At 56.2% G+C, this 12,305-nt stretch carries 12 protein-coding genes; 11 read left to right on the forward strand and 1 reads right to left on the reverse strand.

The features are described from left to right. Positions 1 to 69 precede the first annotated feature (69 nt). The 11 genes from rpoC (at position 70) to gmhB (ending at position 12,023) form a co-directional block, all read left to right on the forward strand. Positions 70 to 4,374 carry a DNA-directed RNA polymerase subunit beta' gene (rpoC, locus tag OKC29_RS13290; RefSeq protein ID WP_011707700.1) on the forward strand — a complete coding sequence of 1,435 codons (4,305 nt, stop codon included), beginning with the start codon at positions 70 to 72 and terminating at the stop codon, positions 4,372 to 4,374. Between the two features lie 198 nt (positions 4,375 to 4,572). After that, the gene (locus OKC29_RS13295) at positions 4,573 to 5,289 is read left to right on the forward strand and encodes a helix-turn-helix transcriptional regulator (protein WP_005306294.1); all 717 of its coding nucleotides are present in this window, start codon (positions 4,573 to 4,575) and stop codon (positions 5,287 to 5,289) included. A gap of 25 nt (positions 5,290 to 5,314) precedes the next feature. After that, complete coding sequence (locus OKC29_RS13300; RefSeq protein ID WP_011707699.1) at positions 5,315 to 5,695, forward strand: RidA family protein; 381 nt, start codon at positions 5,315 to 5,317, stop codon at positions 5,693 to 5,695. 86 nt (positions 5,696 to 5,781) lie between these two features. Then, positions 5,782 to 6,174 (forward strand): sulfurtransferase complex subunit TusD, encoded by a 393-nt coding sequence (gene tusD / locus OKC29_RS13305; RefSeq protein WP_016352263.1) that lies wholly within the window; start codon positions 5,782 to 5,784, stop codon positions 6,172 to 6,174. 9 nt (positions 6,175 to 6,183) lie between these two features. Next, entirely contained in the window at positions 6,184 to 6,540 is a 357-nt protein-coding gene (gene tusC / locus OKC29_RS13310; protein ID WP_016352262.1) for a sulfurtransferase complex subunit TusC, read from the forward strand. 7 nt (positions 6,541 to 6,547) lie between these two features. Then, the gene (tusB, locus tag OKC29_RS13315) at positions 6,548 to 6,826 is read left to right on the forward strand and encodes a sulfurtransferase complex subunit TusB (protein WP_024945207.1); all 279 of its coding nucleotides are present in this window, start codon (positions 6,548 to 6,550) and stop codon (positions 6,824 to 6,826) included. A gap of 183 nt (positions 6,827 to 7,009) precedes the next feature. Beyond that, complete coding sequence (rpsL, locus tag OKC29_RS13320; RefSeq protein WP_005306278.1) at positions 7,010 to 7,384, forward strand: 30S ribosomal protein S12; 375 nt, start codon at positions 7,010 to 7,012, stop codon at positions 7,382 to 7,384. Positions 7,385 to 7,477: 93 nt separating this feature from the next. Then, positions 7,478 to 7,948, forward strand: a complete 471-nt coding sequence (gene rpsG, locus OKC29_RS13325) for a 30S ribosomal protein S7 (protein ID WP_005306266.1) — start codon at positions 7,478 to 7,480, stop codon at positions 7,946 to 7,948. A gap of 75 nt (positions 7,949 to 8,023) precedes the next feature. Continuing rightward, positions 8,024 to 10,129, forward strand: a complete 2,106-nt coding sequence (gene fusA / locus OKC29_RS13330) for an elongation factor G (protein WP_011707695.1) — start codon at positions 8,024 to 8,026, stop codon at positions 10,127 to 10,129. A gap of 54 nt (positions 10,130 to 10,183) precedes the next feature. Next, positions 10,184 to 11,368, forward strand: a complete 1,185-nt coding sequence (gene tuf / locus OKC29_RS13335; protein ID WP_011707694.1) for an elongation factor Tu — start codon at positions 10,184 to 10,186, stop codon at positions 11,366 to 11,368. A gap of 112 nt (positions 11,369 to 11,480) precedes the next feature. Then, entirely contained in the window at positions 11,481 to 12,023 is a 543-nt protein-coding gene (gene gmhB, locus OKC29_RS13340) for a D-glycero-beta-D-manno-heptose 1,7-bisphosphate 7-phosphatase (protein WP_162275788.1), read from the forward strand. 98 nt (positions 12,024 to 12,121) lie between these two features. Here the strand turns inward: gmhB and OKC29_RS13345 are convergent. Then, positions 12,122 to 12,305 (reverse strand): hypothetical protein (locus tag OKC29_RS13345; protein ID WP_270669278.1); only part of this gene is annotated, 184 nt, incomplete at its 5' end.

Raw genomic sequence — 12,305 nt, forward strand, 5'->3', positions numbered from 1 at the left:
AATTGACGTGGGCGCCCCGCTGTTTCGGCAGTAGGGGCGCCGAGGTTAGACTCCTGACAGGGGAAACACGTGAAAGACTTACTCAAGTTTTTGAAGGCTCAGACCAAGACCGAAGAGTTTGACAGTATCAAGATCGGTCTGGCCTCTCCTGACATGATCCGCTCCTGGTCATTCGGTGAGGTCAAAAAGCCTGAGACCATCAACTACCGGACTTTCAAGCCGGAACGTGATGGTCTGTTCTGCGCCCGTATCTTCGGACCGGTGAAGGACTACGAGTGTCTGTGCGGCAAGTACAAGCGCCTGAAACACCGTGGTGTGATCTGTGAGAAGTGCGGCGTAGAAGTGACCCAGACCAAGGTCCGTCGTGAGCGTATGGGCCATATTGAGCTGGCCAGCCCGACTGCCCACATCTGGTTCCTGAAGTCCCTGCCGTCCCGTATCGGTCTGCTGCTGGACATGACCCTGCGTGACATCGAGCGCGTGCTGTATTTCGAATCCTATGTAGTGATCGAACCCGGCATGACCAACCTCGAGCGCAGCCAGATGCTGTCCGAAGAGCAGTACCTGGACGCACTGGAAGAGTGGGGCGACGAATTCGACGCCAAGATGGGTGCCGAAGCAATCTTGGCATTGCTGCGCGCCATCGATCTGGAAGGCGAAGTGCGCACCATGCGCGAAGAGCTGGATCAGACCAACTCCGAGACCAAGCGCAAGAAGACCACCAAGCGCCTGAAGCTGATGGAAGCTTTCCTGCAGTCCGGTAACAAGCCGGAGTGGATGATCATGACAGTGCTGCCTGTGCTGCCGCCGGACCTGCGTCCGCTGGTACCGCTGGACGGCGGCCGTTTCGCGACCTCCGATCTGAACGATCTGTACCGCCGCGTGATCAACCGTAACAACCGCTTGAAGCGCCTGCTGGACCTGGCTGCTCCGGACATCATCGTGCGCAACGAAAAGCGCATGCTGCAAGAGTCCGTCGATGCCTTGCTGGACAACGGTCGTCGTGGCCGTGCCATCACCGGCTCCAACAAGCGCCCGCTGAAATCCTTGGCTGACATGATCAAGGGTAAGCAAGGTCGTTTCCGTCAGAACCTGCTCGGTAAGCGTGTCGACTACTCCGGTCGTTCCGTTATCACCGTAGGTCCGACTCTGCGTCTGCATCAGTGCGGTCTGCCGAAGAAGATGGCGCTGGAGCTGTTCAAGCCCTTCATCTATGGCAAGCTGGAATCCCGCGGTCTGGCGACCACCATCAAGGCCGCCAAGAAGATGGTGGAGCGCGAAGAAGCTGTCGTTTGGGACATCCTGGACGAAGTGATCCGCGAACACCCGGTGCTGCTGAACCGTGCACCGACCCTGCACCGTCTGGGTATCCAGGCGTTTGAACCGACCCTGATCGAAGGCAAGGCCATCCAGCTGCACCCGCTCGTCTGTGCCGCCTATAACGCGGACTTCGACGGTGACCAGATGGCGGTCCACGTACCGCTGACCCTAGAAGCCCAGCTGGAAGCGCGCGCGCTGATGATGTCCACCAACAACATCCTGTCGCCTGCCTCCGGTGAGCCGATCATCGTTCCGTCTCAGGACGTGGTCTTGGGTCTGTACTACATGACCCGCGCCCGTATCAACGCCAAGGGCGAAGGTATGGTGCTGTCCGGCCCGAAAGAAGCCGAGAAGGTATACCGCGCCGGTCTGGCCGATCTGCATGCTCGCGTGAAAGTTCGCATCACCGAATACCTGCGTCAGGAAGACGGTTCGCTGCGTGCTCACACCGAGATGAAGAACACCACCGTTGGTCGTGCGATCCTGAGCCTGATCCTGCCGAAAGGCATGGAATACGCCCTGATCGACGAGCCGAAGGTGCTGACTGCTGCAGAGCAGGCTGACCTGGATGCCAACCCGCAGAACTGGATCAAATCCGTATCCAACAAGGCGCTGGGCAAAAAGCTCATCTCCCGTCTGCTGAACACCTGCTATCGCAAGCAGGGCCTGAAGGACACCGTCATCTTCGCTGACCAGCTGATGTATACCGGTTTCCACTATGCGGCCCTGTCCGGTGCTTCCGTTGGTATCGATGACATGGTCATCCCGGATGCCAAGAAAGACATCATCGCCGCTGCAGAAGCCGAAGTTGCCGAGATCCAGGACCAGTTCCTGTCTGGTCTGGTGACTGCGGGCGAACGTTACAACAAGGTTATCGATATCTGGGCCAGCGCCAACGAGCGCGTCTCCAAGGCCATGATGGAGAACTTGTCCAAAGAGCGTAACGTCAACTCGCTGGGTGAAGAAGAAGAGCAAGCCTCGTTCAACAGCATCTTCATGATGGCCGACTCTGGTGCGCGGGGTTCCGCAGCCCAGATCCGTCAGCTGGCCGGTATGCGTGGTCTGATGGCCAAGCCGGATGGCTCCATCATCGAGACCCCGATCGTCGCGAACTTCCGCGAAGGTCTGAACGTACTGCAGTACTTCATCTCCACTCACGGTGCTCGTAAGGGTCTGGCGGATACCGCACTGAAGACTGCGAACTCCGGTTACCTGACTCGTCGTCTGGTTGACGTGGCACAGGACATGGTGATCACCGAGGACGATTGCGGCACTACCGAAGGTCTGTGGATGACTCCGCTGATCGAAGGTGGCGACGTGGTCGAACCGCTGCGTGAGCGCGTGCTGGGCCGTGTGGTTGCCGATGACGTGATCAAGCCGGGTACTGAAGACGAAGTGCTGGTAGCACGCAACACCCTGCTCGACGAGCAGCTGTGTGACCTGCTGGAGCGCAACTCCGTTGACCGCGTGAAGGTACGTTCTGCCATCACCTGTGAGACCGACTTCGGTAACTGTGCTCACTGCTACGGCCGTGATCTGGCCCGTGGTCACCTGGTTAACAAGGGTGAGGCTGTCGGTGTTATCGCCGCCCAGTCCATCGGTGAACCAGGTACCCAGCTGACGATGCGTACCTTCCACATCGGTGGTGCCGCATCCCGTGCCGCTGCCGAGAGCAGCATTCAGGTCAAGAATACCGGTAGCATCAAGCTGCAGAACGCCAAGTTCGTTCACAACAGTGACGACAAACTGGTTATCACCTCCCGTTCTACCGAACTGACCATCATGGACGAGATGGGCCGTACCAAGGAAAGCCACAAGCTGCCTTATGGTTCCGTGCTGGAAGTGAAAGATGGCCAGGCCGTGAACGCCGGTGAAACCGTCGCCAACTGGGACCCGCATACTCACCCGATCATCACCGAAGTGGCGGGTCGCCTGCACTTCGAACACATGATCGATGGCGTGACCATTACTCGTCAGACCGACGAGCTGACCGGTCTCTCCTCCATCGTCGTACTGGATGTCAACGAGCGTCCGAGCGCCGGTAAAGAGATGCGTCCGACCGTTAAACTGGTCGACCTGAATGGCAAGGACGTGATGATCCCGGGTACCGATGTAGCCGCCCAGTACTTCCTGCCGGGCAAGGCAATCGTGAACCTGGAAGATGGTGCCAACGTGGGCGTGGGTGACGCGGTAGCGCGTATCCCGCAAGAGTCCGGCGGTACCAAGGACATCACCGGTGGTCTGCCGCGCGTTGCGGATCTGTTCGAAGCACGTCAACCGAAGGAACCGGCAATTCTGGCCGAGATCTCCGGTACCATCTCCTTCGGGAAAGAGACCAAGGGCAAACGCCGTCTGGTCATCACCCCGACCGATGGTGGCGATGTCTACGAGGAGATGATTCCGAAGTGGCGTAACCTGAACGTGTTCGAAGGTGAAAAAGTTGAGAAGGGTGAAGTGCTGGCGGACGGTCCTGAGTCTGCTCACGACATTCTGCGTCTGCGCGGTATCAGCCCGGTCGCCAACTACATCGCCAACGAAGTGCAGGACGTTTACCGTCTGCAAGGCGTTAAGATCAACGACAAGCACATCGAAGTCATCGTGCGTCAGATGCTGCGCAAGTGCGAGATCCTGAGCGCTGGTGACACCGACCTGATCGAAGGCGAACAGGTTGAAGTGGCTCGCGTGAAGATTGCCAACCGTAAGCTGGTTGCTGAGGGCAAGACCCCGGCCACCTTCCGTCACATCCTGATGGGTATTACCAAGGCATCTCTGAGCACCGAGTCCTTCATCTCCGCGGCTTCCTTCCAGGAAACCACCCGTGTTCTGACCGAAGCGGCCGTTGGCGGCAAGCGTGACGAACTGCGTGGCCTGAAAGAGAACGTGATCGTGGGTCGTCTGATCCCGGCTGGTACCGGCTTTGCCTACCACCACGGCCGGATCAACCAGCGTGCCGCCGCAGCCCGTGCTGTTGGTGTACCGCAGGTGACTGCCGATGAAGCTCAGCAAAACCTGGCGGATCTGCTCAACGCAGCCGGCAGTTTTGACGAAGAGTAATCTTCCGCTGTAGCGAATGAAAAGGGGCCCCTTCATGGGGCCCTTTTTTATTGTCGATTTTCTCGTCAAAGCCAGACACCACGCGGATATTCGGATGATCCAGAGCAAGGTTGCAGAGTAAAAAATCAAAAAAAGTTGACATTGACCCCTCGCAACTGAAAACTCGGGAAAGTTGAATGGGTATTACAGGGGTAGAACATGACTGTCGGTATCGAGGAAGTGATGCTTCCCGAAGAGCAACTGATCGGTCGCACTTTTACAGACGAAGACAGGGAATTGTTGCGCTCATACGATGGGCTGATCGATGGCTTGGCCGAGTTGTTCGGCAAGCACTGTGAAGTGGTGCTTCACTCCCTGGAAAATCTGCACGAGTCCGTGATCAAGATTGCCAACGGGTTCAATACGGGACGGAATGAGGGGGCCCCCATTACCGATCTCGCGCTGCGTATGCTCAAGGACATCGAGAATACCGGCCAGGATTACACCCAGAGCTATTTTGCTCGCAGCCGTACCGGTGCCCTGATGAAGTCGAGTACCATCGCCATCAGGAACAGCGACAAGCAGGTGATCGGCCTCATCTGTATCAACCTGCACATCAACGCGCCTTTTCACGAGTTCGTCGCCGAATTTTTCCCGACGCCGCAACAAGTCGAGCGTCAGTCGCCGGAGACCTTTGCCAACAGTGTGGAAGAGCTGGTTGCCCAGACGGTGGACAATACCATCGACGAGATCAACCGCGATCCGACCGTTGCCAACAATGCTAAAAACAGGTTTATCGTGACCCAGCTGTTCGAGAAGGGCATATTTGATATCAAGGACTCGATCAACCTGGTCGCCGACAAGCTGAACATTTCCAAACATACCGTTTATCTGTACATCCGACAGCGCAAGCAGGGTGAAGACGAAAACGAGTAAGCGCCATAGAAGGGGATAGACAAGAATGGCTAAAGAAGTTATTGCAACCGACAAGGCTCCTGCCGCAATTGGCCCGTATGTTCAGGCCACCAAACTGGGCGAGCTGGTCTTCACTTCCGGGCAGATCCCGCTCGATCCGGCCACCATGGAGATAGTGGCTGGCGGTATCGAAGCGCAGGCCGAGCAGGTGATGAAGAACCTGGTTGCAGTATTGAAGGAAGCGGGAGCCGATACCGGCAAGGTACTGAAGACTACCTGCTTCCTCAGCGACATGAACAACTTTGTTGCCTTCAACCAGGTTTATGCCCGTTACTTCGGTGACGCCGCTCCTGCCCGCTCCTGCGTGGAAGTGGCGCGTCTGCCGAAGGATGTGCTGGTTGAAGTCGAAGCCATCGCTTACGTCTGATCCAAGGCTGCACGAAGAGCCCCTCCCAGGAGGGGCTTTTTTGTGTTTGGCGTAGAATGGACGAACACATGCGCAGGAGTCCGGATATGAGTCTGAATTTTGCCCTGCTGGTAACGGGGCCCGCCTATGGCACCCAGTCGGCCAGCACCGCCTATCGTTTTGCCTTGAGCCTCATCGAGCAGGGCCATCGCTTGTCTCACCTGTTCTTCTACCAGGACGGGGTCTGCAACGGCAACGGGCTGCATGCTCCAGCCTCCGATGAGAGCAACCTGGTCGCCCTGTGGCGTGAACTGGCCAACCAGCAAGGGATCCGTATCGATGTGTGCGTCGCCGCCGCCATGCGGCGCGGTGTGCTGGATGAGCAGGAGGCCAAGGGGCTGGGCAGGGCACACTTCAACCTGGAGCCGCCATTTTGCCTGAGCGGGCTGGGTCAGCTGGCGGAGGCCAGCCTGACCGCCGATCGATTCGTCCAGTTTTAGGAGGCAGCCATGCACAAGATAGCGTTTATTTGCCGGCGCGGGCCGCACGGTACCGCCGCCGGGCGGGAAGGTCTGGATGCCCTGTTGGCCACTTCGGCCATGACCGAGTCGCTGGCCCTGTTCCTCATCGGGGATGGCGTGCTGCAATTGCTCAGGGAGCAGCAGCCGCAGGCCATCTTGCAGCGTCACTATGCACCGACCTTCAAACTGCTCGAGCTTTACGACATCGAGGAGGTCTATGTGTGCACCGACTCGCTGGCAGAGCGTGGCCTGACGGTGGCTGATCTGCTGATCCCCGTCACCGGCCTGTCCCGCACCGACATCCGGCACCAGTGGGATGCCTGTGCTACCCACATCTGCTTTTGAGGTGACCATGATACAGCTGATACTGACATCTCCTTTCCAGAGCCAGGACCTGGAACAGGCGCTGACCTATCGCCAGCCGGAGGATGTGCTGGTACTGATGCAGGATGCCGTCGTCGCTGCCACGGCCCCTCAGTGGTGTGCACGGCTGGCCGGAGTGCCGCTCTATGTCATGCGGGAAGACCTGCAGGCGAGGGGATTGCAACAACGGATCGGGTTGGATCTGGACATGGCCGGCTTGGTGGCTCTGATCGCGGAAAAAGGCTCGCCGCAGACCTGGGCTGGCTGACCGTCATTTTTATATAATCATTTCAGCAGGTTAGCGATATTTTCCAAGGTCTCTTCACTGCCTTTCCTAGCTCGGATTGTATAAATCTTGACTCCCTTGACAACAGGGCATAAAATTTCGCGTCCCCGTATCTGCGGGGAGGATTTTTCACATGTTTATGAAGTCATTATCAGGAGCCTTTTGATGGCAACTATTAACCAGTTGGTTCGCAAGCCACGCATCAAGCTCGTTGTGAAAAGCAACGTGCCGGCGCTGGAAGCGTGCCCTCAGAAGCGTGGCGTGTGCACCCGTGTATACACCACCACCCCGAAGAAGCCTAACTCTGCACTGCGTAAAGTATGCCGTGTACGTCTGACCAACGGCTTCGAAGTCACCTCCTACATCGGCGGTGAAGGTCACAACCTGCAAGAGCACTCTGTTGTTCTGATCCGTGGCGGTCGTGTAAAAGACTTGCCAGGTGTTCGTTATCACACCGTTCGTGGTGCGTTGGACTGTGCCGGTGTTAAAGACCGTAAGCAGGCTCGCTCCAAGTATGGCGTGAAGCGTCCGAAAGCTTAATGGTTCTCCGTTAAGTAAGGCCAAACGTTAATTCGTTTCTAGTTAGATAACTTTCTAGTTTTGGGTAACCCCTGAAGTTACGGAGAATTTGAAATGCCAAGACGTCGTGTTGTTGGTCAGCGTAAAATCCTGCCGGATCCCAAGTTCGGATCAGAGCTGCTGGCTAAATTTGTCAACGTAGTAATGGTTGACGGTAAGAAATCTGTTTCCGAAGCCATCGTATATGGCGCGCTGGACATCATTGCCACCAAGACTGGCAAAGAGCACCTGGCCGTATTCGAAGAAGCCCTGGACAACATTCGTCCGGCCGTCGAGGTTAAATCTCGTCGTGTCGGTGGTGCAACCTATCAGGTACCGGTAGAAGTTCGTCCGGTTCGCCGCAATGCCCTGGCAATGCGCTGGTTGGTTGATGCCGCTCGTAAACGTGGTGAAAAATCAATGGCTCAGCGTTTGGCTGGCGAGCTGCTGGATGCCGCTGACAATAAGGGTTCGTCTGTCAAGAAACGTGAAGACGTACACCGTATGGCTGAAGCGAACAAGGCTTTCGCTCACTTCCGCTGGTAATCCGCTTGCGCAGGGTCTTTTGGCTCTGCGCACCTTTAATTATCTGGGGACAAGTGCCCTAGTAAGAGGATGACAATGGCTCGTACAACCCCCATTGAGCGTTATCGTAATATCGGTATCTCCGCTCACATCGACGCCGGTAAGACTACTACTACCGAGCGCGTTCTGTTTTACACCGGTGTAAGTCACAAGATCGGTGAAGTTCACGATGGCGCCGCCACCATGGACTGGATGGAACAGGAACAAGAGCGTGGTATCACCATCACCTCCGCCGCGACCACCGCTTTCTGGTCCGGTATGGGCAAACAGTTCCAACCGCACCGTATCAACATCATCGATACCCCGGGCCACGTTGACTTTACTATCGAAGTAGAGCGTTCCATGCGTGTTCTGGACGGCGCCGTGATGGTGTACTGTGCCGTAGGTGGCGTACAGCCACAGTCTGAAACCGTATGGCGTCAGGCTAACAAGTACAAGGTTCCCCGTATCGCGTTCGTCAACAAGATGGACCGTACCGGTGCCAATTTCCTGCGCTGCGTTGAGCACATCAAGACCCGTCTGAAAGGTAACCCGGTTCCGCTGCAACTGAACATCGGTTCAGAAGAGAACTTCAAGGGCGTTATCGACCTGGTCAAGATGAAAGCCATCAACTGGAGCGAAGCTGACCAGGGCGTATCCTTCGATTACGAAGACGTCCCGGCTGAGCTGCTGGAAAAAGCGCAAGAAATGCGCATGACCCTGGTTGAAGCCGCTGCTGAAGCGTCTGAAGACTTGATGGAAAAATACCTGGGTGGTGAAGAACTGACCGAGGAAGAGATCAAGAAAGCTCTTCGTCAGCGCGTTCTGAACAACGAAATCATCCTGGTTACCTGTGGCTCCGCGTTCAAGAACAAGGGCGTACAGGCCATGCTGGATGCCGTGGTTGACTATCTGCCGGCTCCGACCGACGTAGCCGCCATCGACGGTCTGAAGCTGGATGGCGAGACCAAAGACGAGCGTCATGCTTCTGATGACGAGCCGTTTGCTGCTCTGGCATTCAAGATTGCTACCGACCCGTTCGTAGGTAACCTGACCTTCTTCCGCGTTTACTCCGGTGTGGTTAACTCCGGTGACTCCGTGCTGAACTCCGTTAAAGAGAAGCGCGAGCGTTTTGGCCGTATCGTTCAGATGCACGCCAACAAGCGTGAAGAGATCAAAGAAGTTCGCGCAGGCGACATCGCTGCCGCCATCGGTCTGAAAGACGTGACCACCGGTGACACCCTGTGTGACGAAAAAGCGCCGATCATCCTCGAGCGTATGGAATTCCCGGAACCGGTAATCTCCATCGCGGTTGAGCCGAAAACCAAGGCTGACCAAGAGAAGATGGGCTTGGCTCTGGGCCGTCTGGCTCAGGAAGACCCGTCCTTCCGCGTATGGACTGACGAAGAGTCTGGCCAAACCATCATCGCCGGTATGGGTGAGCTGCACCTGGACATCATCGTTGACCGTATGCGTCGCGAGTTCAAGGTAGAAGCGAACGTAGGTAAGCCGCAGGTTGCCTACCGTGAAACCATTCGTAACACCGTCAAGGATATCGAAGGTAAGCACGCCAAGCAGTCCGGTGGTCGTGGTCAGTACGGTCACGTTGTGATCGACATGTACCCGCTGGAAGAAGGCAAAGCCTACGAATTCGTCAACGACATCAAGGGCGGCGTCATTCCTGGCGAGTTCATCCCGGGTGTTGACAAGGGTATCCGCGAGCAGCTGAAGTCCGGCCCGCTGGCAGGCTATCCGGTAATGGATCTGGGCGTGCGTCTGCACTTCGGTTCCTACCACGATGTCGACTCTTCCGAACTGGCGTTCAAGATCGCTGCTTCCATGGCCTTTAAGGCTGGCTTCATGAAGGCCAACCCGGTTCTGCTCGAACCGATCATGAAAGTAGAAGTCGAGACTCCGGAAGACTACATGGGCGACGTGATCGGTGACCTGAACCGTCGTCGTGGCCTGATCGAAGGTATGGAAGATGGCCCGTCCGGCAAGATCGTTCGTGCCCTGGTGCCGCTGGCCGAGATGTTCGGTTACGCTACCGCCCTGCGTTCTGCTACCCAGGGTCGTGCTTCCTACGCCATGGAATTCGCCAAGTATCACGATGCCCCGACCAACGTCGCCCAGGCCGTGATCGAAGAGCGCAAATCCAAGTAATTTAAGATTCCCCGCCTACGACGGTAGGCGGGTTTAACCTAGAAGGACTACGTCGTGTCTAAAGAAAAATTTGAGCGTAATAAACCGCACGTAAACGTCGGCACCATCGGCCACGTTGACCACGGTAAAACCACCCTGACTGCCGCTATCACCAACGTGCTGGCCAAGCACTTCGGTGGTAAGGCTTTCGCCTTCGACCAGATCGACAAGGCACCGGAAGAGCGTGAGCGTGGTATCACCATCAACACCTCCCACGTAGAATACGACACCGCTACCCGCCACTACGCGCACGTAGACTGCCCGGGTCACGCCGACTACGTTAAAAACATGATCACCGGTGCTGCCCAGATGGACGGCGCGATCCTGGTAGTAGCAGCGACTGACGGCCCGATGCCGCAGACTCGTGAGCACATCCTGCTGGGTCGTCAGGTAGGCGTTCCGTACATCATCGTGTTCATGAACAAGTGTGACATGGTAGATGACGAAGAGCTGCTGGAACTGGTCGAGATGGAAGTTCGCGAACTGCTGTCCGAGTACGACTTCCCGGGTGATGACCTGCCGGTAGTCCGTGGTTCCGCACTGAAAGCGCTGGAAGGCGAAGCTCAGTGGGAAGAGAAGATCCTGGAACTGGCTGGCCACCTGGACACCTACATTCCGGAGCCGGAGCGTGCCATCGACCTGCCGTTCCTGATGCCTATCGAAGACGTATTCTCCATCGCTGGCCGTGGTACTGTAGTTACCGGTCGTGTAGAGCGCGGTATCGTCAAAGTTGGTGAAGAAGTGGAAATCGTGGGTATCAAAGATACCACCAAGACCACCTGTACCGGCGTTGAAATGTTCCGCAAACTGCTGGACGAAGGTCGTGCAGGCGAGAACATCGGTGCACTGCTGCGTGGCGTGAAGCGTGAAGACGTAGAGCGTGGTCAGGTACTGGCCAAGCCGGGCACCATCAAGCCGCACACCAAGTTCGAATCTGAAGTGTACGTACTGTCCAAAGAAGAAGGTGGTCGTCATACCCCGTTCTTCAAAGGCTACCGTCCGCAGTTCTACTTCCGTACTACCGACGTGACCGGTACCATCGAACTGCCGGAAGGCGTAGAGATGGTAATGCCGGGCGACAACATCAAGATGGTTGTTACCCTGATTGCGCCGATCGCGATGGACGACGGCCTGCGTTTCGCTATCCGTGAAGGTGGCCGTACCGTAGGTGCTGGTGTTGTAGCTAAAGTTATCGCTTAATCGATACTTTAAATACGCACATGAAAGGGGTGGCTTCGGCCACCCCTTTTACTTTTGGGGCTTTAAATGGCCTGTGAGATACTTTGCGAAATCATTGATAGAGGTCGTTTCTGTGAGCAAACCAGCCATTTTTCTGGATCGTGATGGTGTCATCAACGAAGACACCGGTTATGTCAGCAAGGTAGATGATTTCCACTTTTTGCCCGGGGTCATCGATGCCCTGCAGCTGCTGAACAAGAAAGGGTATCTGCTGGTCGTTGTCACCAACCAGTCTGGTATCGCCCGCGGTTATTTCAGCGAAGATGATTTCATGAACCTGACCGAGTGGATGGATTGGTCATTGGCCGATCGCGACGTGGACCTCGATGGTATCTACTTCTGCCCGCATCATCCGGAGCATGGTGCTCCCTGTGACTGCCGCAAACCAGAACCGGGAATGTTGCTGCTTGCCAAACAAGAACTGAACATCGATATGAGCCGCTCCTATATGGTGGGTGACAAGCCTTCCGATCTGAAAGCCGCCATCAATGCCGGGGTTGGTCACAAGATCATGGTCAGAACGGGCAAGCCGGTAACGGATGCCGGTGTCGAGCTGGCCGATGCCATTTATAACAATCTGCATGATTTTGCCGTAGCTGCCCCCACCGTGGCCTGATTTTGCTGGTTTTAAATGCTTTTTGGTGGCTTTGTGAGCGGTTGAACGATGAAAGCCATCTTTTTGCAATTATTTGCTTGCCAGAAAGTTTCAGCTCCCTATAATGCGCCTCCATCGACACGGCAAGCGGCAACGCAAACAGCCGGGTCGGTCGCCTCGAAAAGCCTTTGAAAATAAGGCTTGACTCGAGAAGGCGGTTGAGTAAAATGCCACTCCCGCAGCAGCCAAAAGCTGCGTCGCTCTTTAACAATTTGAATCAAGCAATCTGTGTGGGCACTCACA

Source organism: Aeromonas sp. QDB34, from assembly GCF_027705405.1.
Classification (GTDB): Bacteria; Pseudomonadota; Gammaproteobacteria; order Enterobacterales; family Aeromonadaceae; genus Aeromonas; species Aeromonas hydrophila.

Bases quoted from the DNA above. Each gene is read 5' to 3' on its own strand.
- OKC29_RS13300 (WP_011707699.1), top strand. From the start codon at position 5,315: ATGGCTAAAGAAGTTATTGCAACCGACAAGGCTCCTGCCGCAATTGGC.
- OKC29_RS13295 (WP_005306294.1), top strand. From the start codon at position 4,573: ATGACTGTCGGTATCGAGGAAGTGATGCTTCCCGAAGAGCAACTGATC.
- tusD (WP_016352263.1), top strand. From the start codon at position 5,782: ATGAGTCTGAATTTTGCCCTGCTGGTAACGGGGCCCGCCTATGGCACC.
- fusA (WP_011707695.1), top strand. From the start codon at position 8,024: ATGGCTCGTACAACCCCCATTGAGCGTTATCGTAATATCGGTATCTCC.
- rpsG (WP_005306266.1), top strand. From the start codon at position 7,478: ATGCCAAGACGTCGTGTTGTTGGTCAGCGTAAAATCCTGCCGGATCCC.
- tusB (WP_024945207.1), top strand. From the start codon at position 6,548: ATGATACAGCTGATACTGACATCTCCTTTCCAGAGCCAGGACCTGGAA.
- rpsL (WP_005306278.1), top strand. From the start codon at position 7,010: ATGGCAACTATTAACCAGTTGGTTCGCAAGCCACGCATCAAGCTCGTT.
- tusC (WP_016352262.1), top strand. From the start codon at position 6,184: ATGCACAAGATAGCGTTTATTTGCCGGCGCGGGCCGCACGGTACCGCC.